The 23,740-nt window shown below is 73.0% G+C and carries 22 protein-coding genes; 4 read left to right on the top strand and 18 right to left on the bottom strand.

Going from position 1 to position 23,740, the window contains the following annotated elements; all coding sequences use genetic code 11:
- Window positions 1-74 precede the first annotated feature (74 nt).
- The 15 genes from ABD999_RS32745 to ABD999_RS32815 form a co-directional block, all read right to left on the bottom strand.
- Window positions 75-722, bottom strand: a complete 648-nt coding sequence (locus ABD999_RS32745; RefSeq protein WP_271276520.1) for a response regulator — start codon at window positions 720-722, stop codon at window positions 75-77.
- Complete coding sequence (locus ABD999_RS32750) at window positions 719-1,942, bottom strand: sensor histidine kinase (RefSeq protein WP_271276521.1); 1,224 nt, start codon at window positions 1,940-1,942, stop codon at window positions 719-721. The genes ABD999_RS32745 and ABD999_RS32750 overlap by 4 nt, the downstream gene beginning before the upstream one ends.
- The gene (locus ABD999_RS32755; protein ID WP_271276522.1) at window positions 1,939-3,054 is read right to left on the bottom strand and encodes an acyltransferase family protein; all 1,116 of its coding nucleotides are present in this window, start codon (window positions 3,052-3,054) and stop codon (window positions 1,939-1,941) included. The genes ABD999_RS32750 and ABD999_RS32755 overlap by 4 nt, the downstream gene beginning before the upstream one ends.
- Before the next feature lie 83 nt (window positions 3,055-3,137).
- Window positions 3,138-4,610, bottom strand: a complete 1,473-nt coding sequence (locus tag ABD999_RS32760; RefSeq protein WP_271276523.1) for a CotH kinase family protein — start codon at window positions 4,608-4,610, stop codon at window positions 3,138-3,140.
- Window positions 4,607-5,293, bottom strand: coding sequence for a DUF4956 domain-containing protein (locus ABD999_RS32765; RefSeq protein ID WP_271276524.1), 687 nt, complete (start codon window positions 5,291-5,293; stop codon window positions 4,607-4,609). The genes ABD999_RS32760 and ABD999_RS32765 overlap by 4 nt, the downstream gene beginning before the upstream one ends.
- On the bottom strand, window positions 5,290-6,048 hold the full coding sequence (locus ABD999_RS32770; protein ID WP_148031659.1) for a polyphosphate polymerase domain-containing protein: 759 nt from the start codon (window positions 6,046-6,048) through the stop codon (window positions 5,290-5,292). The genes ABD999_RS32765 and ABD999_RS32770 overlap by 4 nt, the downstream gene beginning before the upstream one ends.
- A 53-nt stretch (window positions 6,049-6,101) precedes the next feature.
- Complete coding sequence (locus tag ABD999_RS32775) at window positions 6,102-7,541, bottom strand: sensor histidine kinase (RefSeq protein WP_148031658.1); 1,440 nt, start codon at window positions 7,539-7,541, stop codon at window positions 6,102-6,104.
- Window positions 7,538-8,227, bottom strand: coding sequence for a response regulator transcription factor (locus ABD999_RS32780; protein WP_219546311.1), 690 nt, complete (start codon window positions 8,225-8,227; stop codon window positions 7,538-7,540). Before ABD999_RS32780 ends, ABD999_RS32775 begins: the two co-directional genes overlap by 4 nt.
- A gap of 47 nt (window positions 8,228-8,274) precedes the next feature.
- Window positions 8,275-9,333 (bottom strand): pyridoxal-phosphate dependent enzyme, encoded by a 1,059-nt coding sequence (locus ABD999_RS32785; protein WP_271276525.1) that lies wholly within the window; start codon window positions 9,331-9,333, stop codon window positions 8,275-8,277.
- 17 nt (window positions 9,334-9,350) lie between these two features.
- Window positions 9,351-10,958, bottom strand: a complete 1,608-nt coding sequence (locus tag ABD999_RS32790; protein ID WP_271276526.1) for an FAD-dependent oxidoreductase — start codon at window positions 10,956-10,958, stop codon at window positions 9,351-9,353.
- A gap of 82 nt (window positions 10,959-11,040) precedes the next feature.
- Window positions 11,041-12,663 (bottom strand): SulP family inorganic anion transporter, encoded by a 1,623-nt coding sequence (locus ABD999_RS32795; protein WP_271276539.1) that lies wholly within the window; start codon window positions 12,661-12,663, stop codon window positions 11,041-11,043.
- Between the two features lie 56 nt (window positions 12,664-12,719).
- Entirely contained in the window at window positions 12,720-13,064 is a 345-nt protein-coding gene (locus ABD999_RS32800; RefSeq protein ID WP_148031654.1) for an ArsR/SmtB family transcription factor, read from the bottom strand.
- A complete protein-coding gene (locus ABD999_RS32805; RefSeq protein WP_271276527.1) occupies window positions 13,061-13,246 on the bottom strand; it encodes a hypothetical protein in 186 nt (61 codons plus the stop codon). The genes ABD999_RS32800 and ABD999_RS32805 overlap by 4 nt, the downstream gene beginning before the upstream one ends.
- 73 nt (window positions 13,247-13,319) lie before the next feature.
- Window positions 13,320-14,555, bottom strand: coding sequence for an RNA polymerase sigma factor (locus ABD999_RS32810; RefSeq protein WP_271276528.1), 1,236 nt, complete (start codon window positions 14,553-14,555; stop codon window positions 13,320-13,322).
- Window positions 14,552-14,962, bottom strand: a complete 411-nt coding sequence (locus ABD999_RS32815) for a YciI family protein (protein ID WP_246640304.1) — start codon at window positions 14,960-14,962, stop codon at window positions 14,552-14,554. The genes ABD999_RS32810 and ABD999_RS32815 overlap by 4 nt, the downstream gene beginning before the upstream one ends.
- Window positions 14,963-15,083: 121 nt before the next feature.
- On the opposite strand from ABD999_RS32815, the gene ABD999_RS32820 reads away from it, so the two are divergent.
- Window positions 15,084-18,587, top strand: a complete 3,504-nt coding sequence (locus tag ABD999_RS32820) for an ATP-binding protein (protein ID WP_271276529.1) — start codon at window positions 15,084-15,086, stop codon at window positions 18,585-18,587.
- A 630-nt stretch (window positions 18,588-19,217) separates the two neighbouring features.
- Here the strand turns inward: ABD999_RS32820 and ABD999_RS32825 are convergent.
- Complete coding sequence (locus tag ABD999_RS32825; RefSeq protein WP_271276530.1) at window positions 19,218-19,805, bottom strand: TetR/AcrR family transcriptional regulator; 588 nt, start codon at window positions 19,803-19,805, stop codon at window positions 19,218-19,220.
- A 72-nt stretch (window positions 19,806-19,877) separates the two neighbouring features.
- Between ABD999_RS32825 and ABD999_RS32830 the strand changes: the two genes are divergently transcribed.
- Window positions 19,878-21,353 carry an ABC-F family ATP-binding cassette domain-containing protein gene (locus ABD999_RS32830; RefSeq protein ID WP_246640305.1) on the top strand — a complete coding sequence of 492 codons (1,476 nt, stop codon included), beginning with the start codon at window positions 19,878-19,880 and terminating at the stop codon, window positions 21,351-21,353.
- Window positions 21,347-22,183 (top strand): Vgb family protein, encoded by an 837-nt coding sequence (locus ABD999_RS32835; protein ID WP_271276531.1) that lies wholly within the window; start codon window positions 21,347-21,349, stop codon window positions 22,181-22,183. The genes ABD999_RS32830 and ABD999_RS32835 overlap by 7 nt, the downstream gene beginning before the upstream one ends.
- Here the strand turns inward: ABD999_RS32835 and ABD999_RS32840 are convergent.
- Window positions 22,171-22,407, bottom strand: coding sequence for a DUF3224 domain-containing protein (locus ABD999_RS32840; RefSeq protein ID WP_271276532.1), 237 nt, complete (start codon window positions 22,405-22,407; stop codon window positions 22,171-22,173). The two genes, ABD999_RS32835 and ABD999_RS32840, sit on opposite strands and share 13 nt — an antisense overlap.
- A gap of 583 nt (window positions 22,408-22,990) precedes the next feature.
- On the bottom strand, window positions 22,991-23,356 hold the full coding sequence (locus ABD999_RS32845; RefSeq protein WP_148034591.1) for a glyoxalase superfamily protein: 366 nt from the start codon (window positions 23,354-23,356) through the stop codon (window positions 22,991-22,993).
- Between the two features lie 44 nt (window positions 23,357-23,400).
- Here ABD999_RS32845 and ABD999_RS32850 point away from each other — a divergent pair, with 44 nt between their 5' ends.
- Window positions 23,401-23,721 carry an ArsR/SmtB family transcription factor gene (locus tag ABD999_RS32850; protein WP_271276533.1) on the top strand — a complete coding sequence of 107 codons (321 nt, stop codon included), beginning with the start codon at window positions 23,401-23,403 and terminating at the stop codon, window positions 23,719-23,721.
- Window positions 23,722-23,740: the final 19 nt, after the last annotated feature.

Consider the following 23,740-nt stretch of genomic DNA (forward strand, 5'->3'; position numbering starts at 1 on the left):
ACGCCGAGCGACCACCCATGCCGCAGAAGTGACATGAAGCATTTGCCCGCCGAAGCGCAGATAAGCGGAAATCCCTACGGGTTCGGCGGGCGGACCAACCCGGTCTCGTAGGCGAACACGGCGGCCTGGGTGCGGTCGCGCAGGCCCAGCTTGACCAGGATGCGGCTCACGTGGGTCTTGACCGTCTGCTCGGCGAGCACCAGCCGCTCGGCGATCTCCGCGTTCGACAGGCCCTGCGCGATCCGCGCCAGCACCTCGGTCTCGCGCTCGGTCAGGCCGGAGAGGCGGTCCATGCGCTGCCGGGGCCCGGCCATCCGGGAGAACTCGGTGATGAGCCGCCTGGTCACCCCCGGCGCCAGCAGGGCGTCACCGGCGGCCACCACCCGCACCGCGTGCGCCAGCTCCGCCGCCGAGGCGTCCTTCAGCAGGAACCCGGAGGCGCCCGCCCGCAGCGCCTCGTACACGTACTCGTCCAGGTCGAACGTCGTCAGCACCAGCACCTTGACGGCTCCGCTGACCCGGCGGGTCGCCTCGATGCCGCTCAGCCCGGGCATGCGGATGTCCATCAGCACCACGTCGGGGGAGAGCTCGGCGACCTTGGCGACGGCGTCCAGTCCGTCCACCGCCTGCCCGACGACCTCGATGCCGGGCTCGGCGTTCAGCAGCACGGTGAAGCCCTGGCGGACCATCGTCTGGTCGTCGGCGACGAGCACGCGGATCATGGGGTGTCCTCGGCGGGGAGCGCGGCGGTGACCTCGTAGCCGCCGTCGGGGGTGGGACCAGCGGCCAGCTCGCCGCCCAGCATGTGGGCGCGTTCGCGCATGCCCAGCAGTCCGAGCCCGGCCCCGTGCGAGGACGGGGCCGGGCGCCGCGGCGCGGTGTTGCGCACGGTGAGCGCGAGCGTTCCGGGCCGGTACGCGATCTCGACCCGTACGGAGGCGCCCGGGGCGTGCCGCATGGCGTTGCTGAGCGCCTCCTGCAGGATGCGGAACGCCGACAGCTCGATGCCGGGCGACAGCGGCCTCGGCTCGCCGGTGGTCGTGGCGGTGACGGTGAGCCCGGCAATCCGTACCTTGGCGATCAGGTCGTCGACCTGGTCCAGCGTCGGCTGCGGGGCGTCGTCCGCCGGTCCGTCGGCCGAGCGGAGCACGCCGAGGACGCGCCGCAGCTCGGCGAGCGCCTCCACCGCGTTCTGCCGGATGCCCGCCAGATTGTCCTTCAACTCCTGCGACGGGTTCTCCACCAGGTGCGGGGCCACCTGCGCCTGAATGGAGATCACCGACATGTGATGGGCCACCACGTCGTGCAGCTCGCGGGCGATCCGGTTGCGCGCCTCCAGCACCGCCCGCCGCGCCCGCTCCTCGGCGGTGACCTCCTCCTGCACGACGAGCTGCGTGCGGGCCACCCGCGCGCCGCGCAGCGCGGCCCCGATGACCGCCGCCGCCAGGACGATGACCAGCCACACCGCCGCCGCGCCCGTGTGGTGGCCCCACGGCTCGCCGACCAGGAACGCCAGCGCGACCAGCACGGTGATCGCCACCATCTCGGCCAGCACTCTCGGCCTGACCCGCAACGCCACCAGCAGGAACAGCATGGCCTGCAGCGCGGCCGCGAAACTGGACCACGAGAACGGCGTGCCGGGCGACAGGTAGATCGGGTGCTCCCGCACCGGCAGGCCGGTCTGCGAGCCGACCGCCATCACCAGGAGCGACACCCACCAGGCCGGGACCGGGCGGAACAGGGCCAGCACCACCGCCGCCGCCTGCCCGATCGCCAGCGGCGAATAGGTGGGGTCGCCGTGGCCGCCCGCGGCATCGACCATGACGACCGCGTACAGCACCACCAGGACGTGCGGCAGCCGCGCCAGCGGGCGCGGGCCGCGCATGCGGGGGAGCGGATCGGCCGCCGCCGTCCACAGGTCCGACCGCAGGGTCCCGATCACGGCTCCACCCTACGGCGCGGAGCCCGTACGGAAGATCGCTCGTAGGTGTGGAAGAGCAGGCAGCACAGGGCCAGCGCGACCGCGAACGCCGGCAGCCAGGCCAGCCGGGCCGCCACCCAGCCGAGCCCGTCGGGCGCCGTGTGCAGGCCGGGCAGGCGGCCACCGGCGTGCAGGCCGGCGACGGTGACGGCGATCATGGCGGTCTGGTGCCAGAGGAAGACGGTCATCGCCGCCAGGTTGACCGCGGCCACCGCCGCCCACGCCGCGGGCCTGGCCAGCAGCCGCCGCAGCGGGCCGGCCAGCAGCGCCGCCGCCCCGCACTGGGCGAGCCCGAAGGCGACGGCGGCCAGGGTCGGCGGGTCGAGGTTGGACACCGGCGCGCCCGGCACCCCGACCATGGCAGCCGGGTACCCGCCCCACGCCACCAGCCCGATCGCCGCCAGCCCGCCACCGGCCACCAGCCCCCACCCGGCCGCCCTCCCCGGCAGGCCGCGCGCGGCCCAGGTCAGGCCCAGGCAGTACGGCACCAGCCAGCCGGCCACCACGTTCACCCAGCCCGCCCAGGAAGGCCCGCCCAGCCCGTACCGGACGAGGTCGGCGCAGGCGACGGCGGCGAGCGGCCACGCCGGGTGCAGCCGCGACACCAGCGGCGTGGCGGCGGTGAGCAGCGCGAACACCAGCAGGAACCAGAGCGGCGACACCACCAGCGTGCCCAGCGTGCGCACCGTCTCCAGCTCGGCCCCGGACACGAACATCGCGCCCGCGGCCACCGCCCACACCCCCGCGAGCGCGCCGACCGGCCGGAACAGCCGCGCCGTCCGTGCCTTCAGCCACGCGCCGTACGGGCCGCGGCGGCGGCCGTTCACCAGCCCGCCCACCAGGAAGAACACCGCCAGCGTCTGGAGCACCCAGGACACCGGCGCCAGCTCCGGCATGACCCGCAGCGGGCTGCCGGCGCGCAGCGTGTCGCCGCCGGCCACCAGGGCGGTCACCAGCCAGTGGCCCAGCACGACGCCGGCGATCGCCAGCGCGCGCAGCCCGTCGACGGCGCGGTCACGGCCCGGCGGGGTGGCGGTGTCGATCCGGTGGACGAGTTCGACCAGGGATGGCATGAGGAGAACCTAGGAACCGCCGCCCCTGACCCGAATCCCGCTGGAGAGCTCATTCGCCGTTGGTCCTGAAGTATGAGGCAGGTTCAGCCGGCGCTCGTCGCCTCGGCGCGCTCGCGCAGGAGGGCGCGGAGCGTCTCGGCGTCGGCGTCGACCGCGCCGGCTCCGGCGTTGAGCTTGTAGCCGCGGACGATGTCGTCGAGCAGGCCCGACAGGATGCCGCCGGCCATGAGTTTCCGGTGGAGTGCGGCGTACTGCTCCTCGTACAGCTTCTTGAAGGCGGGGGTCGCCAGGAAGCGTTCCTTCAGCTTGTGGCTGCCCGTCCGCCCGCCGCCGAACGCGTCGCCGCTGTAGGCGAAGTTGAGGTCCCACGTGACGACTCGGAACCTGCGGGTGCCCAGGTCGTACCAGAGGTAGTAGTTCCTGCCAGGCCCGCTCATGTCGTCGAAGTTGAGCATGAGCTCCTGCAGCGCCACGTAACGGGCGAACGACTCCACCTCCAGGCGTGCGGGCAGCCCGGCCGCGAACTCCTCGTCGGACGCCTCGTCCACCCACCGGATCAGGTTGATCACGGGCTGCAGGTCGGTGCCGCCGACCTTGTTCACCTGTTTGAAGTCGGAGGCGTACCGGGTCTGGTCCTCGCCCTTGTAGGTGAAGGAACCGGTGGCGAGCGACTTGTACAGCACGCCGTCGCCCAGGTTCTCGGCGTAGCCCTCGTCGAGGTACTCCACCACCAGGCGGGGCGCCGAGCTGCGGCCGTTCACGGTGAACGCGCTGTAGGCGAAGCTCTGGGTGGGTTCGCCCGCGGCGCCGACGGTGGAGATGGCGAGCGCCTCGTTGAGCATCGTCGGGGCCCGGCCGGTCACGGGGCGGACGGCGACCTGCGAGTGGCCCTGGTAGCGGCGGCCCTCCACGAACTCGTCGAAGCTGATCAGCCAGGGCAGCGTCTCCGGCTCCTCCGCCTTCAGCGCGGCGCCGAAGCCGCCCATGCCGCCGCGCCTCCGGCCCCGGTCACCGGTCTGCTCATCACCCTCAGCAGGGGGCCGGCCCTCGCGGGGAGGCTGGTTCCCGTCGGGTGGCTGGAAACCGTCAGGTGGCTGGAAACCCTCGGGAGGCCGGAAGCCCTCGGGGCGCTCGCCGCCGGGTCTCCCGGCCGGACGGCGGCCGGCGCTCTCCCCCTTCCAGGTGAGCCCCGCCAGCGTCGAGTTGCCCTTGAGCCGGATGCCGACGCTCGGGATCGTGGTGCCGTCGACGGTCAGGTCCGCTTCGACGTACTCCTTCTCGCCGTCCTTGACGTACGCGGTCAGCATGTCCTGGTAGCTCTCGTCGCGGAACGTGAGCGTGATCTGGTGCGCGACCGAGGTGTCGAACAGGTCCTTGGTGCCCGTGATGTCCTGAGTGACGGCGCCGGCCGTGGTGTCCGGCGCCGAGACCGCGTACGGGCGGACCGTGCCGCTGCCGAACACCCCCCAGCACACGCCCAGGAAGGCCGCGCAGGCGGCGAGGAGCTTCCCGTTCTGCCGGAGCCTGACCGGCAGCCGGCGCCTGAGCCTCGTCACAGGTCGGTCTGGTCGTAGCCGGTCAGGACGGTGACCGACTGGCCGTGGTTGCGTTCGCGCAGGGCCGCCATCAGGTCGGCCGGCTCGCCACCCTTCTTGATCTTCACCGTGTACATCAGCTCGGTGAGAGCCCCGCCCCTGATCGACTCCATGCTGACCAGCTCGAACTCGTCGGTGTGGCGGATCAGCACGTCCTGGATGGCGTGGGTGTAGTCCTCGTCGGCGGGCACCTGCACCTTCACGACCTGGCGGCGCACGTTCAGCTGGAACCAGTCGAACCGGTGCATCACCACGACGATCAGCGAGATCGTCACCGCGGCGACGACCGCCAGCAGGTAGAAGCGGGTGCCGACGGCCATGCCGACGCCCATCACCAGGAAGATGAACCCGACGTCGCGGGTCTCCTTGATGGCGTTGCGGAACCGTACCACCGACAGGGCACCGACCAGGGCGAACGCGCGGGCGATGTTCGAGCCGACGACCAGCATGATCAGCGAGATGAGCATGCCGAGGACGACCAGCGTCTGCACGTACGACTGGCTGTAGGAGACGTTGCGGTGCGTCGCCCGGTACACCCAGCCGATCATGGCGCTGAGCACGAACGACAGCGTCATCGCGATGGCGACGTCGGCCACGCTGAACGTGCCCGAGAGATCCTGGAACGAGAAGTCCATGGGGGTCATGCCTCCGAGAGATCATGATCGGGGACGTGGAAGACGGAGCGCGGGGCCAGCCCGTGCGCCTCGATGCTCTGGCAGTACTTGGAGACCCGCACGACCTGCAGGTTCCGCTTGGCGGTCAGGTCGGTCAGCCAATACGGGACGCGCTCGTTCGCCTTGACCTCCATGATCGCCTTGTGCGGCGGGACGATGAAGCGGTTCCGCGCGTCGGTGCCGAAGCCGAAGTCGCGGTCGCGGCCCCGCACCCGCCGGTCGAACGTCACCCGCAGCCCGGTGTCGGCGTCCCTGCCCAGGTAGGCGTGGCGGGTGTAGCCGGTCATGGCGGTGGCCCGCAGGTCCAGGCGGCAGACCAGGTCCAGCACCTCTTCGAGGAAGGCGCGCTGGGACGGCTCGTGGGCGATCATCTCGCGGCCGTCGCACAGCCGCAGCGCGTCGAGGTACGGCACGCGTACCCGCCGCTTCTGGGTGACCCGGTTGACCCGCTGCTTGATCTCCACGAACACGGGCGTGTCCCCGGCGGCGGAGAAACGGTCGCCGTAGTGGCGGATGCGCAGCTTGCGGCGGAACCTCAGGCCCTCGATCTTCTCCCAGTAGAACCGGAGGTGCCGGGTGTCGTAGTAGGCGCTCCAGATGGCGTAGCCCTCGTCCGGGCAGTGCCGGTCCCGGTCGAGCCGCCGCTCCAGCTCCTCTCGCAGCTCGTCCACGAGGCCCGCGTCCATCAGGTACTTGATCTCGTACCGGTTGAAAAGGCGCAGCATGCCGATATGTGACCCAACGAACCTGGGAATAGTGTGTGAACCCGCCGCGAAGGTCAGGCGGACGGGAGCAGAACGCGGAAGCGGGTGCCCCGCCCGGAGCTGGAAACCTCGATCCGGCCGCCGTGGGCGCTGACGAGCGCGGCGGCGATGGCCAGCCCCAGGCCGGTGCCGCCCTGGTCGCGGGAGCGGTTCGGATCGGCGCGGTAGAACCGGTCGAACACGTACGGCAGGTGCTCGGCGTCGATGCCCGAACCCTCGTCGGCCACCTCCACCAGCGCGGCCTCGGTGCCCGGAGCCGGTCCCGGCCCGGCGTGCACGCCCTCGGGCGGGCCGACACGGGCGTGCCCGACCGTCACCCGCACCGGTGTGCCGGGCGCGGTGTGGGTGAGCGCGTTGCCGACGAGGTTGGCGATGACCTGGTGCAGCCGGTGCTCGTCGCCCCTCACCCGCACCGGCCGGTCGGACAGCGTCAGGCGGACCGGACGGTCGCGGTCGCGGGCGTGCGCGGCGTGCACCACGTCACCTGCCAGCACGTGCAGGTCGGCCGTGGTCAGCTCCAGCGCGGGCTCCTGGTCCAGGCGCGCGAGCAGCAGCAGGTCCTCCACCAGCACGCCCATCCGCTCGGCCTCGCTCCCGATGCGGCGCAGCAGCCGCTCGGCCGCCGGGTCCCTGGGCGCGTCGCCGTGCTGGTAGAGCTCGGCGAAGCCGCGGATGGAGGTGAGCGGTGTGCGCAGCTCGTGCGAGGCGTCGGCGACGAAGTGGCGCAGCCGCCGCTCGGAGCGCTCGCGCTCGCGCAGCGCGCGGGCCAGGCGTTCGAGCATCACGTTGAGCGCCGTGCCGAGCCGGCCCGTCTCGGTGCGCGGGTCGCTGTCGGCGACCCTGCGGTCGATGTCGCCGGCCGCGATGGCCTCGGCCGTACGCTCCATCCGGGTGAGCGGGCGCAGCCCGAGCCGCACCACCGCCAGGGCGGCGGCGGCGAGCAGGCCCAGCACCAGCCCGCCCGCCGCGAGCTGGATGACCAGCAGCTCCCGCACGGTGGAGTCGTCGGACTCCAGCGACATCGACACCGCCGCCCGGTTGCCGTCCGGCAGCGGGACGACGAGCACCCGCCAATCGCCCGTGCCGTCCTCGCCCGGCACGGTGAAGGGGCCGCGCGGCGGCCCGGCGACGAGCTCGGCGGGCACGGCCGGGCCGTCCTGGGCGCCGGTGGGGACGTCCTCCAGCAGCGTCCCCGCCGGGCTGTAGACGTCCACGTCGAACCGGGTGGGCACCCGCACCTCGTCAGGGCGCGGCGGCGGCGCGATCGGCGGCGGGCGCCTGCCGACCCGGTCGGCGAACTCGGCGAGCTGGCCGTCCGCCCGCGCCATCAGCGAACGGTCCAGCAGCAGCACCCCGGACACCGCGAAGATCGCCAGCCCGGCGGCGGACAGGCCGACCAGCGCCGCCAGCAACCGGTGCCGCAGCGGCCACGGCCGGTTCACGACCCGTCTCATGACGGGTCCCGCAACCGGTAGCCGACGCCGCGCAGCGTGTGGATCAGCGGCGGGCCGAGCACGTCGATCTTGCGCCGCAGGTAGCTGATGTACGACTCGACGATCCGGCTGTCGCCGTCGAAGTCGTAGTCCCACACGCTCTCGAGGATCTGCCCCTTCGACACCACCCGCTCGGCGTTGACCATCAGGTAGCGGAGCAGGCTGAACTCGGTCGGCGAAAGGTGGATGGCCCGGCCCGCCCGCCGCACCTGGTGCGCCTCCTCGTCCAGCTCCAGGTCCGCGTAGCGGAGCACGCCGTCGCCCGCGCGGTCCTCCGGCGGGCGGGCGCGGCGCAGGATCGCCCGGACCCGCAGCACCACCTCCTCCAGGCTGAACGGCTTCGTCACGTAGTCGTCGCCACCCGCGGTGAGCCCGGCGATCCGGTCGGACACCGCGTCCTTGGCGGTCAGGAACAGCACCATCGGGCTCTCGCCACGCTCCCGCAGCCGCCGGGCGACCGCGAACCCGTCCAGATCGGGGAGCATCACGTCGAGCACCACGATGTCCGGCCTCTCCCGCGCCACCGCGTCCATCGCGCGCCACCCGCTGGACGCGGTGGTCACGGTGAAGCCGTTGAGCAGCAGCGCCTCGGAGAGCAGCTCGCGGATGTTCGGCTCGTCGTCGACGACCAGCACCTTCGCGTCCATGGCCTCCTGGATACCGCCACTGTCTGAGAGTCCGCTGAAAGCCGCGGTCAGTCCTTGCCCGCGGGGCAGAGCGCCGGGTTCGCCGTGGTCCCCTCCGTGTTGAGCAGCACCACCGTGGAGCCCGGCCGCACGCCGAGCGACGCGCGGCGCTCGGCCGAGTCCAGGGCGGCCCGGACCCCGGCCAGCGAGGCCGCGCCGCACGGTCCCGCGTCGACGCCCAGAGCCAGGAGCTCTCTCGCGGCGCGGGTGCTGTCGGCGTCCCCGACGGCGACGGCCGCGTCCAGGCCGTCACGCAGGTACGGCCAGGCCAGGCTGGACGGGGTGCCGCAGTTGAGCCCCGCCATGATGGTGTCGCCGGTCTCGACGCGCACCGGCCGCCGCTCCAGCAGGCTGGCCAGCACGCACGCGGCGGTCTCCGGCTCCACGGTCATGACGGCGGTGCCGCCCGGCCGGGCCCGGTAGTGGGCGACCGCCGCCTGGGCCAGGGAGCCGACGCCCGCCGGGACCGCCACCAGCCCGGGAGCCTCCCCGAGCTGCTCGTCCAGCTCCGCGAAGAGGGTCGCGTACCCTTCCACGATCCAGCCGGGCGTCTCCTCGTACCCGGCCCAGGCCGTGTCCTGCACGAGCACCGCGCCCGGCTCCCCGGCGGCCGACGCCGCCCGCTGCACCGCCTCGTCGTAGCTGCCGCGCACCTCGGTCACCTCGGCGCCCTCGGCGGCGATGGCCGCCACGGCCTCGGGGTGCACGCCGCCGGGGGTGAACACCCGCGCCCGCTGCCCGAGCAGCCGGGCCATCCGGGCGACGGCCCTGCCGTGGTTGCCGTCGGTGGCGGTGACCAGCGTCAGCGGCCCCTCCCGCCGTTCCAGGATGCGGTGGATCGCCCAGGACGCCCCCAGCGCCTTGAACGCCGGCAGCCCCAGCCGTGACGACTCGTCCTTGACCAGCACCCGCCCCACGCCCAGGTCTCCGGCCAGCGCGGGCAGCTCGGTGAGGGGGGTGGGGGAGTAGCCGGGCAGCTTGGCGTGGAGTTTCCTGGCCTGGTCCGACGGGAGCGCGCAGCTCCAGTGGCGGGCGGCGGGATTGGCGTACCAGAACGATGTGAGCACATCTCATGGTCGCGTGATCATCGGCCCGGGTCCAGTCGGCGGATCTTGAGCACGTTGTCGGTGCGGGTGCCGGGGGTGCCGTCGGGCGCGTCCTGGGCGCGCTCGAACTCCTCGCACAGCTCCACCTCCCACTCGCCCTCCGCCAGCTCCAGCGAGTCCAGCACCTCCCGCGCGGTCGGAAGGTGCACGTCCGGGTGGTCGTCCTGCCATGACGGCCACCCGGCGTGGCCGACGATCAGCAGCACGCCGCCGGGCGCGACCGCACCGGCTGCCGCGCGCAGGATCCGCTCGCGCGGCAGGTCCTGGTACGAATGCAGGTAGTGCGCCGAGACCAGGTCGTAGCTGCCCGCGGGGAAGGACGCGCCGAAGTCGTGCCGCTGGAAGTCGATCGCATCGGCCACCCCGGCCTCGGCGGCGAACCGGGCCGCGCGCTCCAGCGCCACGCCCGAGATGTCGGCCGCGGTGACGCGCCAGCCCTGACCGGCGAGCCAGATCGCGTCGCCGCCCTCACCGCACCCCAGGTCGAGCGCGGTGCCGGGGGTCAGCGCCGGGACCTCCCTGGAAAGGATCATGTTCGGCCGGCCGCTCCAGACCCGGGTGCTCCCGCTGTAGCGGGCGTCCCACCACTGCTGACCGGACATCTCCTGGTCCGCCGCGTACCTGTTGTGCAGGCGCCGCTTCTGCACGCCTTCGGAGACCCCGCGCTCCGCCTCGGCGGAGAACGGGACGGGACGGGTCTCGGCCGCGTGGCGGGCCTCCTCGGCGATCAGGTCGGCGTTGACCGCACGGGCCGCGCGGGCGCCCGCGGCGGCGGCGCCCAGCGCGGTCTCGGTCACGTCGGTGACGCCGCCCGCCGCCCACACCCCCGGCACGCCGGTCGCGCCCGTGGCGTCGGCGGCCAGCCGCACGCCGGCCGGGACGCCGGCCACCCGCTGCTCCTCGGTCTCCAGGCCGAGCCCGGCGAGGAAGCCGGCCCGGGCGGAGGCGCGCGGGGCGACCACCAGCACCTCGCAGGCGATGACCCGCCCGTCGGCCATGGTGACGCCGGTGAGCGCGTCTCCGGTCACCTCCAGGCCGGTGACCTTCCCGTTGACCAGGGCGATGTCGCGGGCGGCCAGCCGCTCGTACTCCTCGCCCGCAGGCTCGGGCGCGGTGTGCAGGAACAGCGTGACGTCCGCGCTCCACTGCCGCCACGTCAGCGCCTGGTGCGCCGCGATCGGGCCGGTGGCGAGCACGGCGACGCGCCGGTCGCGCATCTCCCAGCCGTGGCGGTCCGGGCAGTGCACGACGTCCCGCCCCCACCGCCCGGCCAGGCCGGGCACGCCGGGCAGCTCCTCGCTCACCCCGGTGGCCACCAGCAGCCGCCGCGCCACCACCGAGGAACCGCCGGCCAGCGCGACGCGGAAGCCGCCGTCCACCCGCCCGACCTCGGTGACCGTCCCGTCGGCGACCTCGCCCCCGTACCGCGCCACCTCTTCCCGCCCCACGCCCGGGATCGCGGGCTCCTCGCGCGACCGGCCCGAGTCCACCACCAGCACCGTCCGCCGCGCCCTGGCCAGCGTGACCGCCCCGCTCAGCCCGGCGACCCCACCGCCGACCACGACCACCTCGTACGTACGACTCATGACACCTCCCCTTCCGGGGAAATGGTCTGCCCGCACCCCACCTGATCGCAAACATCTTTGCCATAACGGCAACCCGTGGGCCTCAGCCGGTGGTGGCGGGGATGACGCCCTTGTGGTGGAGGTGGTCGCGGGCGGCGGCGATGGCCTCCGGCGTGGTGGCGAACACGCGGCCCTCCTCCGCCAGCCGTTCGATCACGCCCAGCGCGCGCAGCGGCTTGTGGTGCCCGTTCCTGATGCCGGAGACGTACACGGTGATGCCGCGGTGCCGCAGGCGCGCGATGGCGTCGCCGAGGACGAGCGCGCCGCTGGCGTCGATGGTGGTGACGCGGGACATGCGCAGGATCACCACCGACACGTGGGCCACCTCCGACAGCTCCAGCAGGAAGCGGTGCGCGGCGGCGAAGAACAGCGGCCCGTCCAGCCGGTAGGCGACGATGTGCTCGGCCAGCAGGTCGAGCTCCTGGTCGGTGTGGTCGCCGGTCAGGTCGTCGTGGATCGGCATCGCGTCCAGGCGGACGTTGCGCGCGATCGACCGCAGCGCCAGGGCCCCGGCCACGAGCAGGCCGAGGATGACGGCCTGGACCAGGTCGAGCGCCAGCGTGGCGATCGCGGTCAGCACCAGCACCACCGCGTCGCCGCGGGTCGAGCGGACCATCGCCTTGACGGAGCCGACCTCGACCATCCGCACGGCCGTGGCCAGCAGCACCCCGGCCAGCGCGGCCAGCGGGATCTTCGCCACCAGCCCGGCCGCCGTGTAGACGATCACGGCCAGGATGCCGGCGTGCGCCAGGGACGCCAGCCGGGAGGAGGCGCCGGAGCGGACGTTCACCGCCGTGCGGGCGATGGCGCCGGTGGCCGGGACGCCGCCGAACATGGGTGAGACCAGGTTGGCCAGGCCCTGCCCGAACAGCTCGCGGTCCGGGTCGTGCTTGTGGTTGACGCTCATGCCGTCGGCCACCGCCGCCGACAGCAGCGACTCCAGCCCGGCCAGCGCGGCGACCGCGATCGCCGGGGCGATCAGGGACGACAGCGCGGCCGGGTCGATGAAGCCGATCGACGGCGCGGGCAGCCCGGCGGGCAGCTCGCCGATCGTCGACACCGGCAGGTCCGCCAGCGCGACGGCGACGGTGGCGGCGGCCACGGCCAGCAGCGAGAACGGCACCGTCGGCCGCCACCGCGCCCCCACGATCATGATCGCGGCGACGGCCAGCGCGATGCCGACGGCCCACCACTGCGGCCGGGCCGCGAAGTCCCGCACGGCCTCCCAGGCGACGACGACGACCTTCTCGCCCTCCGGCGTGGGCACGCCCAGCGCGGCGGGCACCTGCTGGAGGCCGATCACGCAGGCGATGCCGATGGTGAAGCCCTCGACCACGGGGGCGGGCACCAGCGCCATGTACTTGCCGGCCTTGGCCAGCGCGAGCGCGATGAGCATGAGGCCGGCCAGCACGCCGACGGTCAGCACGCCGGACGCGCCGTGCTGGGCCATGATCGGCACCAGCACCACGGTCATCGCCCCGGTCGGCCCGGACACCTGCAGCCCCGAACCGCCGAACACGGCCGCCAGCGCGCCGGCGACCACCGCGGTCGCCAGGCCCGCCTCCGCGCCCATGCCGGACGAGATGCCGAAGCCGAGCGCCAGCGGCAGCGCCACGATCGCGACGGTGAGCCCGGCGAGCAGGTCGCGTCGCGGGCGGCGCGTCATCGCGACCAGGTCGGCGCGGGCGGGCAGGAGAGAACGCACCGAGGAGAAGAACTGGTTCACCGGGTCTTGGTCTCCGCCTGCAACAGCTCGCTCAGCAGCTCGTGCTGCCCGGTGAGCAGCTGGGTCAGCAGCTGGCGGGCGGCCCGCAGCAGCTCCGCCACGTCACCGCCGGCCAGGGAGTAGACGACGGTGGAGCCGTCGCGCTGGGCGGTCACCATGCCGGAGCGGCGCAGCACGGCCAGGTGCTGCGAGAGCCCGGTCGGCTCGACCTCGATGGCGGCCAGCAGGTCGCGCACCGGCATGGGGCGCTCCTGCAGCAGCTCCAGGACGCGGATCCGCACGGGATGACCGAGGAGGCGGAACAGCTCCGCCTTGGCCTCGTAGAGCGGCACCGACCTCACTCGGCCACCGTGCCATCCGGGCCGAGCTCGATGTCGTGCTCGCGGGCCATCCGCCTCACGTCGTCCCACTCGCCCTCGGCGACGATCAGCGCCTCCGGGTCGTCTTCGGCGCGCGCCGTCTCCAGCGCCGCGTGCGCCTGGCGTGCCCGTTCCCTGATGGCGGCGGCGAAAGGCCCGCTCACATCTCACCCCATATCTACGTCCGACATGAGGAAGGGTACCTCAGCAATTGCGAACATTCGCAATTGAAGTCATTCACTCAAGCCGGGCAGCGCGCCCGTTCAGGTACCGCTGCTGGGGCAGACTGCCGGCGCGACGCGCCGCCTCCTCGTACGCCTCGCGCGCCGCCTTCCGGTCACCCGCCATCTCCAGCAGGTGGGCGCGGACGGCGTGCGTCCGGTGGTCGCCGGCGATGCGCTCGTCGGCGGCCAGCTCGCCGAGCAGCTCCAGCCCTTCGTGCGGGCCGCGGGCCATGGCGACGGCGACCGCGTGGTTGAGTCTGACGACCGGGGTGTCAGAGATCCGCAGCAGCACCTCGTACAGGGCCACGATCTGCGGCCAGTCGGTCTCCGCGGCGCTGGGCGCCTCGTCGTGCACGGCGGCGATCGCCGCCTGGAGCTGGTACGGGCCGGTCGGGCCGCGCGGCAGCGCCTCGGAGACCAGCGCGACGCCCTCGGCGACCAGCCCGGCGTCCCACCGGCCGCGGTCCTGCTCGGCCATCGGGACCAGCGCCCCGTCGGGAGAGGTACGGGCCGGGCGGCGGGCGTCGGTGAGCAGCATGAGCGCCAGCAGCCCGGTGACCTCCGGATCGTCCGGCACCAGCCGGCGCACGACGCGGGTCAGCCGGATGGCCTCCGCCGACAGCTCGTCCCGCCGCAGCCGGGGGCCCGACGTGCTCGCGTACCCCTCGTTGAAGATCAGGTAGAGCACGTGCAGCACCGCCCGCAGCCGCTCGGCCCGTTCGGCGGCGGGCGGCAGGCCGAACGGGATGCCGCTCTCCCTGATCTGCCGCTTGGCCCGGGTGATGCGCCTGGTCATGGTCGGCTCCGGCACCAGGAACGCCCGGGCGATCTCCGCCGTGGTCAGGCCGCCCACCGCGCGCAGGGTCAGCGCGATCTGCGAGGCCGGCGACAGCGACGGGTGGCAGCACATGAACAGCAGCACCAGCGTGTCGTCGGCACTCTGCGGCGGCCGGTCGGCCGGCGGGGCCAGCCACTCCTCGGGCAGCCGCCACGCGGCCACGACGTCCTCGCGGCGCCGCCGCGCCTGCTCGGCCCGGAGCAGGTCGGTGAGCCTGCGCGCGGCCACGGTGATCAGCCAGCCGCGCGGACTGTCCGGCACGCCCTCCGCCGGCCACTGCCGGGACGCCGCGAGCAGCGCCTCCTGGACGGCGTCCTCGGCCGTGTCGAAGTGGCCGTAGCGGCGCACGAGCGCGCCGAGGACCTGCGGCGCCAGCTCGCGCAGCAGGTCCTCGACCCCGCCTGGAGTCACTCGATCTCGTCCACCCCGCCGTGGATGGGCCGCACGTCCACATGCCACTCGGAGTCGAGCGCGGCGTAGGGGTACGGCGCGCCGGCCAGCCTCGCGGCGACCTCCGTCGCCCGGTCGAAGCTATCGCACTCCACGATCGTGTAGCCGGCCAGGACCTCCTGCGTCTCGGCGTACGGGCCGTCCGTGACGACCGGGACCCCGTCCTTCAGCCGCACCCGCCGGGTGAGCATCGGGGAGTTCAGCCCCTGGGCGTCGACGAACTCGCCGGACTCGACCAGGTCGCCGTTCCACTTGCCCATGAACGCGTGCAGGGCGCCGATCTCCTCCTGCGTCCAGGCGGGCCTGCCGTCGACGGCCTTGCCGGTGAGCATGTCGTAGTCCCGCTGCGAGCCGTACAGCATGATCATGTACTTCACGGGTTTCTCCTTCTCTCGATGCCTTTCACCGGAGACGTCGGAGCCGCCCGCCCCGTCCGGACACATCCTTCTCGGAAGTTTTACCGGGCGCCAGGGCACTACGTTGGAGGGCATGCGGGTGCACATTCTCGGGCCGGTCGAGGTCGTGGCCGGCGGGGAGCGGGTGCCCGTCGGCGGTGGACGGCTGCGTACGCTGCTGGCCCGGCTCGCGCTCGACGCCGGGCGCACCGTGACGGCGGGGGCGCTCGCCGAGGCGCTGTGGCCCGAAGGGGCGCCGGGCGATCCGGTCAACTCGCTGCACTCGCTGGTGTCCCGGCTGCGGCGGGCGCTGCCCGCCGGGCTGCTGGTGTCGGCGGACGGCGGCTACCGGCTCGACGTCGAGGCGGACGCGGTGGACGCGCGCCGGTTCGAGCGGCTCGCGGGAGAGGGGCGGCGGGCCCTGACCGGCGGCCGGCCCGACACGGCGCTGCGGCTGCTGGGGGAGGGGCTCGGGCTGTGGCGGGGCGACCTGCCCGGCGAGGTGCCCGAGCCGGTGCGGCGGCGGCTGGAGGAGCTGCGGCTGGCGGCCCGCGAGGACCACGCGCAGGCGTCGCTCGCCGTCGGACGGGCCGAAGGGCTGGTCGCCGAGCTGGAATCGCTCGCGGCCGCGCACCCGCTGCGGGAGAGGCTGCGCGGTCTGCTCATCAGGGCCCTGCACGCGGAGGGCAGGCGGGCCGAGGCCCTGTCCGCGTACGAGGACGTCCGCCGGCTCCTGGCCGACGAACTGGGCACCGACCCCGGGCCCGAGCTGCGCGAGATCCACCTGGAGCTGCTGCGCGACGAGCCGCGTCCGCGCTCCGGCAACCTGCCCTCCCCGCTCACGTCCCTGGTGGGCCGAGAGGACGACACGGCGGCGACGGCCGAGGCGCTGCGTGCCGGGCGGCTGGTGACGCTCACGGGGCCGGGCGGCGTCGGCAAGACCCGCCTGGCCATCGAGGTCGCCGGCCACACGCCCACGGCCTGGCTGGTCGAGCTGTCCCCACTGGGCGAGCCGACGAGCGACCCCACCGCCCCGGAACGCGGACCCGCGGCCCCTTCCGAGCCCGGCACAGCGGGCTCCGCTAACCTCGCCCGGCCCGCAGCGGGCGGCTCTCCGCCCCACGACGGCTTCCGCGACACCCCCGAGCCCGGCGCGGCCGGCGGCTTCCCGTCCCATGACGTTTCCCATGGCACCCCTCAGCCCAGAGAGAGCAGCGCGACCGGGGGCGCCCCTCGATCCGTGGGGGACCTCGCGGCCGAGAGCTCTCCGTCTCAGGCCCGCGAGGCTCTTCGGTCCCACGGGAGCAGCGCTGCCGGATCCGCTGGTGCTTCGCCTCCACCCGAGCGGGGGCGTGCGGGGCCCTTCCCGGATGCTGGGGAGGGCGGGGTCGTGGTCGCTCTCGCGCGGGTGGCCGGGGTGCGTGAGGGGGCGTTCGGCGGAGGGCGGTTGCTCGATCGGGTGGCCGAGGCGTTGTCGGGGTCGCTGCTGGTGCTCGACGGATGTGAGCGGGTGGCCGGCGAGGTGGCCCGGGCGGTCACGTACCTGCTGGGCCGCGCGCCGGGGCTGCGCGTGCTCGCCACCAGCAGGGAGCCGCTGGGCGTGCCGGGGGAGACCGTGCTGCAGGTGCCGCCGCTGGAGCCGGAGGCGGCGGCGCGGCTGTTCGCCGAGCGGGCGGCGGCCGCGCGGACGGGGTTCACGGTGCGGGACCCGGGACTGGTGGACGAGGTGTGCCGGCGGCTGGACGGCCTCCCGCTGGCGATCGAGCTGGCCGCGGCCCGGCTCCGCTCGTTCCCGCTGGACGAGCTGGCGGCCCGGCTGGACGACCGGTTCGCCCTGCTCTCGGGGGTCAGCAGGGCAGCCGAGCCGAGGCACCGTACGCTGCGCGCGGTGGTCGCCTGGACGTGGGACCTGCTGGACGAGGACGAGCGGCGGCTGGCCCGCAGGCTGGCGGCCTTCCCCGGCGGCATCACCGTGGAGAGCGCGGAGGCGGTCGCCGCCGCCCGCCCTGACCTGCTGGCGGCCCTCGCCGACCGGTCGCTGCTGCGGTTCGACGGCGAGCGCTACCGGATGCTGGAGACGATCAGGGAGTACGGGCTGCGCGAGCTGGTCGAGTCCGGGGAGCTCGCCCGGGTGCGCGCCGCGCACGCCGCCTACTTCTCCGGCCTGGCCGCCCGCGCCGAACCGGAGCTGCGCGAGGCCGGGCAGCTCCGGTGGATCACCCGGCTCGCCGCCGAACGCGGCAACCTGCTCGCCGCGCTCCGCTTCGCACATGAGACCGGCGACGCCGCGGGAGCGCTGCGGCTCTGCGTGGCGCTGGGGGTGTTCTGGCTGGTACGAGGCGACCGGGCGGCCATGGAATCCTGGACGCGCCTGGCCCTGGACACCCCCGGCCGCGCCCCCGCCGAGGCCAGGGCCGTGACGGCCGCCCTCCACCTGCTGGCGGCCACCACTTGGGCGGGCCTGGAAATGGACGCGCGGGACGCCGCCCACGTCCGCCACCTGCTGCCGGAGGAAGCACCCGGCCACCCGGAATCCGGCCTGATCCCGGAGCAGGCGGAGCGGGGTTCTGGAGCCGAGTCCGGGTCCTTTTCGGGGCATCCGCTCGTCGTCCTGGTCGAGCCGGTGCTGGCTGCCGCGTGCGGGGACGAGGCGGCGGCGCTGGACGCGATCGAGCGGCGGCTGTCGCATCCCGACGCCTGGACGAGGGCGATGCTGCGGCTCGTCAGAGCCGTTCTGCGGGGAAATGCGGGCGACGCCGCGGGCATGGGCCACGATCTGGAGGTGGCGGTCGCCGGGTTCCGCGCCGGCGGGGAACGGGCCGGGCTGGCGTGGGCGCTGACGTCGCTGGCCGACGTGCGGACGAACGGGGGCGCGTACGCGGAGGCGGTGGCCGCGCTGGAGGAGGCGGTGCGGCTGCTGCGGGAGCTGGACCCGTCCGACGAGGCCGCGTCCCAGCGGGTGTGGCTGGCCGAGGCCCGGGCCCGCGCGGGCGACACGGCGACCGCCCGCGCCGAGCTCGAAACGCTGGCCGCGCTGCCGGGCGTTCCCGACGGCCTGCCGGTCTACATCCGGGTCACGCTCGGCGACCTGGCCCGCCGAGACGGCGACCTGGCGGGCGCGGAGGCCCATTACGAGCAGGCCGAAGCGCGTCTCCGGCCGTCCGAGGACCCCGTCTTCGCCGTCACGCTCGCGTGCGCGCGGGCCAGACTGGCCATGGAGCGGGACGACCCGGTGCGGGCCGGGGAGCGCTTCGCCCGGGCTTTCGACGCCTGCGCGGGAGAGCCGTCGCTGGCCGCCATCACCGCCGCCCACCTGGCGCACCTCCTGGCGTTCCAGGGCCGCCGGATCGAGGCGGCTGAGCTGCTCGGCGCCGCCCACGTCCTGATCGGCGCCCTCGAAGCGCTCGACCACGACCTCGTACGCCTCGCCCCCGAACTCCGCGCCGCCCTCGGCGCGCGGCGGTACGAGACCGCCTACGCCCGCGGCCGCACCCCGGACGAGGCGCTCGCGCTGATCAGCGCCAGGGTGGAGGAGCTGGTCCGTGTCCCGCGCGCGGCGGAAGCCTCCGACGACCCGGGCGGGCGCCCGGCCCCCTAGGGAGTGCCTGACAATTCGGTGTGGCGGACGCGGGCTTCGACGAGCAGATGCAGCTTGGTGGTCAGTCCGCCGCGGGATCGTCCGAGCGCCTGCCGGTTTTGCGATTGCTTCGTATCGATCGTCCCACCGTCGTCCCCTTTTGCGGGCTGCGGCCGCGTGTTGATGGGCGCAGCCGCCACAAAATGCCGTCGACCACCTGCCGTTGATCGCGCCAGGGACAACCCGGCCATCGGTCACCGGCAGCAACGGCTCGATCCGCGACCACGCCTTGTCGGTCAGCTCACCACGTCGCACCACGATCAGTGAGGCTTTTCCGTGCGCCCAGCAGGAGGTGAAGCCGTGACGTAGTGGTGGATCCGGTTGTTCGTGAGCTCGTCGTCGCTTGCCGGTGGAAGTCCGGCCCGGGTAGCTGCCAGGAGGCCCGGCCGTAGTACCGCTATCAGTCGGCCGGACACACGACCGGCGGTGAGGGAAGGGCCGCTACTTCGTCGATGCGCGGCGACTGACCAGGGAGGGGCCCGGTGAGTGCCGCGTGTTCGCCACGCATGCGAGCCTGTCCGGACGCGCAACGGCCCCCCTTGCGGCTTCCTTTCCACCCCTGAAGCTTCTCCACCCCCTGCGTATCGGGCGTCAGGAGTGCAGAACGCCGGCGCGGGCGGCGGCGAGGGCAGCATCCGCCGCACGTTCAGCGTCGCGTTCGGTGACCGGTTCGTGGGTGATGAACAGCCGGTAGTAGATGGGCGCGACGGCCGTTCTGATCACGTCTGCCACGTCAGTGTCCGCAGGGAGCTCGCCCCGCGCGACCGCCCGCCGCACCACTTCGGCTGCCTGTTCGTGGCGGGCGGCGAAGAAGTCGTGCAGCGCCTGCGCGGGCCCGGTGCTCTGTACGGCGGCCGACACGAATGCGGCGGAGATCGGCCCGGCGACCGGATCGGCGAACCCGCTTCGCACCAGCCCGGCGATCTCCCGCAGGTCCTCGCGGAGTGAGCCGGTGTCGGGCAGCGGCCACGGCTCCTCCCTGGCCAGTTCGAGCGCGTCGGCGATCAGGCCCTCCGCGCTGCCCCATCGCCGGTACACGGTGGTTTTGTGCACGCCCGAGCGGATCGCCACGTTCTCCACCGTCAACCCGCTGTAGCCGTGCTCGGCCAGCTCGGTGAGGGTCGCCTGTCGTACGGCGTCGCGCACGCGGGCGCTGCGACCGCCGGGACGTTTGCCCAAAGTCTACTCCAGTTGCGTTAGGAGGGATTTCTATGCTAGCTTAAAGCAACAGTAGTTGCGATTGGAGTACCTCTGCCTACACAGCTTTCCCTCCGGGGAGTCTCGAAGTCCTACGGCGAGCACCGCGTCCTTGACCAGCTCACCTTCAGCATCCGGCCCGGCGAGCGCGCCGGAGTCGTCGGCGAGAACGGCTCCGGCAAGTCCACGCTGCTCAAGATCATCGCCGGGGTGGATCAGCCAGACGACGGTGAGGTGACGGTAGCGGCCGCCGGCGGCGTCGGCTACCTGGGCCAGACCCTCAACCTGCCCGACGACCACACCGTCCAGCAGGCCGTCGACGCCGCGCTGGCCGAGCTGCGCGCACTCGAGCGCGACATGCAGCGCGCCGCCGAGGAGCAGGACCTGACCCTGTACGGCGAGCTGCTCACCGCCTTCGAGGCCCGTGACGGATACGAGGCCGACGCCCGTGTCGACAAGGCCATGCACGGGCTCGGCCTGGCCCAGATCGAGCGCTCACGCGAGCTGTCGACCCTGTCAGGCGGCGAGCAGGCCCGGCTCGGCCTGGCCTGCGTGCTGGCCGCCTCACCAGAGATCCTGCTGCTCGACGAGCCCACCAACCACCTGGATGAGGCGGCGCTCACCTGGCTGGAGGACCGGCTGCGCGCCCACAAGGGCACGGTGGTGGCAATCTCACACGACCGGACCTTCCTGGACCGGGTGGCCACGACGATCCTCGAGGTCGAGGGCGGCACGATCACCAGGTTCGGCGGCGGCTACACCGGATTCCTGACCGACAAGGCGGCCGCCCGGCAGCGCTGGGAGCAGGCCTACGCCGCCTGGCGGGAGGAGGTTGAGCAGGTCAAGGAGTTCGCCGCGACCACGGCGCGCCGCGTCGCGCGGGGCCGCGAGATGAAGGACAACAACAAGATGGCCTACGACCGCAACGCCGGCCGCGTGCAAAGCTCGGTCGCCTCGCGGGTACGGCAAGCCACAGAACGCCTGCGCCGCCTAGAAGCCGACCCGGTACCGCGACCGCCCAAACCTTTGTGTTTCCGCGGCAGGTTCGCGGGCGCCGGCACGCACGTCGACCACGGCAGGTTGCGGATCGAACCGGGCGACCGGTTGCTGATCACCGGGCCGAACGGCGCGGGCAAGTCGACGCTGCTGGCGGCTATCGCGGCCCAGGCCGGTCGGCGGGCAGGTTACCTCGCGCAGGAAGTCACCTTCGACCCCGAAAAGACGGTCATGGAGACCTACGGCGGCGACCCAGAAGCCCTGCTCGCGACGGGCCTGTTCCACCGCGAGGCGCTGCACCTCAAAGTCGGCGCACTGTCCGAGGGCCAGCGGCGGCGACTGGCGCTGGCCGAAGTGCTGGCGGGCGAACACGACCTGCTGCTGCTGGACGAACCCACCAACCACCTCTCGCTCACCCTGGTCGAGGAGCTCGAGCAGGCGCTCGGCGACTACCAGGGCACGCTCGTGGTGGTCACGCACGACCGGGCGCTACGGCGTCGCTTCACCGGTAAGGAGATCGCTCTTTCATGTTGATCGACGGTTCACCGTACGGCATCACCTGCGGCCCCGACGGCGCGCTCTGGTTCACCCTCGTCCATCAGGGCCGCATCGGCCGGGTCGTGCCGGGTGCGGAACCCACGCTGTTCCCTCTCGATCCGGCCGACGGTCAGCCCACGGTCATCACCCCGGGACCGGACGGCGCGCTGTGGTTCACCGAGTTCGCCGGCGGCCGGATCAGGCGGATCACCGTGGACGGCGTTGTCACCACGTTCGATGTGGCCTCGCCGTACGGCATCGCCGCCGGCCCTGACGGGGCCATGTGGTTCACCCAACTGCAGGACGACCGGATCGGACGCATCACCCCAGACGGGCAGGTGTCGTCGTACCCACTGCCCGGCACCGGCGCGATGCCCTCCGCGATCACCGCAGGGCCGGACGGCGCGCTGTGGTTCACGCTCAACCAGGGCAACGCGATCGGCCGCATCACGACCGGCGGCGAGGCGTCGACGTACCCACTGCCCACACCGGGCGCGGCACCGGTCGGCATCTCCGCGGGACCGGATGACGCGCTGTGGTTCGTGGAGATCGGCGCCGGCCAGGTCGGCCGGATCGACACCTCGGGCGCGATCACCGAGTTCCCGCTGCCCGACCGCGCCGCCCGGCCGCACGCCATCGTGGCCGGGCCGGACGGCGCGCTCTGGCTTACCGAGTGGGGTGCCAGCAGGCTGGCCCGTGTCACGACCGACGGGAAGATCGAGGAGTTCCCGCTGGAGGGCGCGGAACCTCACGGCCTCGCCGTCGGTCCGGACGGGGCGATCTGGGTCGCGATGGAGTCCGGTGCCCTGACGCGTCACAGCTTGTAGGCGAGCGTGAGCACCTGGAGCTCGAACTCCATCACCTGGCCGGAGATCCCGGCCAGGTCCCCGGTCCCGGAATTGGGGATGATGTTCCCGTAGCTGGACTGATCAGGGCCGTCGGCCAGGCCGCCGTGCTGGATGACGATGGTGCCGTGCCGACCGTCCAGCACGCCCTCGATCCTTTCGGAGGCCACGTAGCCCCCGCCCGCCGTCGACGCCCGTGATGTCATACAGGGTTCGGGCCATCTCGACGCCGTGAGTGTCCAGGGCCGGTGGACGGCCACCGACCGCGGCGGCAGGCACAAGGACCCCGACCACGTATGCGCGCGACCTACACCCGCACCGAGGGGGTACGGCACCTGTTCGCCGCCCTGAACCTGGGCCGCAACAAGATGTACGGACACATCAAGAGGCGCAAGCGGCGCGGTGAGTTCCTGGAGTTCTGCCGCTACCTGCGCAGCCTCTACCCGACCGACGTCCGGATGGCGATCATCTGTGACAACTTCAGCCCGCACAAGCACCAAGAAGGACGAGCGGCTCGGCGGGTGAGCGCAGGCGAACAACGTCGAGATCGCCTACACGCCGACCGATTCCTCGGGGATGAACCGAATCGAGGACCAGTTCACCGCGCTGCGGGCGTTCACTCTCAACGGCACCGGCCACGCCCGCCACCGCGAGCAGGGCAGCATGGTCCGCCGTTGCATCGCCTGGCGCAACCGCAACACCGACAATCCCCGCCTGTGCCGGATCGTCAGGAGGGCGAACGATGCGGTAGCAGGCCACTCTCTCGATCGCCGTTGGGCGTCAGGGGCCTTAGCTGCCGGCCTGCCGGAGGCTGATGAGATTGCCATCGGGGTCGCTGAGGATGGCGAAGACACCGCCGGGCTGCTGACTCGGGGGGCCGAGGAACGCAACGCCGCGCTCGGTGAGAGCGCGGTACTCTTTGTCAAGATCTTCGCAATCGATGACCAGGCCGCGCAGCGACCCGGGCGGCATCTCATCGAACCAGGTCACGAGGGTCAGGCTGGTCTGAGCGCCGGGGATGCCGACCTGAATCCAGCGCATCTCATCGCCGAAAGTGGACTCGGCGATGAGGTCGAAGCCTAGCTTGTCGAGGTAGAAGCTCTTGGCTCGGTCCTGGTCGCTGACCGGCACCGACACGACGGAGATGAACTGCACGGCGCTCCTTCTATCGGGTTTCGCCGATACCCTATCATTGAGGGATGGGGCGACCACAGGCTGATGGAGATCCGTTTCGAGCGATCGCCGATCCGACCCGACGGAAGATCATCGAACTGCTCTTCGAACGGCCGCGCACGGCCGGGGAGCTCGCGAACAGCTTCACCACCTGCCAGTCGACCGTCTCAGAACACCTGGGCATCCTGCGTCGGGCCGCTCTGGTGAGCTACACCGAGCACGCCGGTCGCCGCATCTACACCCTCGCGCCTTCTCCGCTTGCCGAGATCGCCACGTGGTCCGCGCAATACGCCCGGCCGAGACGATCGGAGTCCCTGGGTCGGACTGCGAAGATCAGCCGAGCGTGAACGTCCCGGCGCGGATACG

Origin of the sequence: Nonomuraea ferruginea (assembly GCF_039540635.1) — a bacterium.
Lineage (GTDB): Bacteria > Actinomycetota > Actinomycetes > Streptosporangiales > Streptosporangiaceae > Nonomuraea > Nonomuraea ferruginea.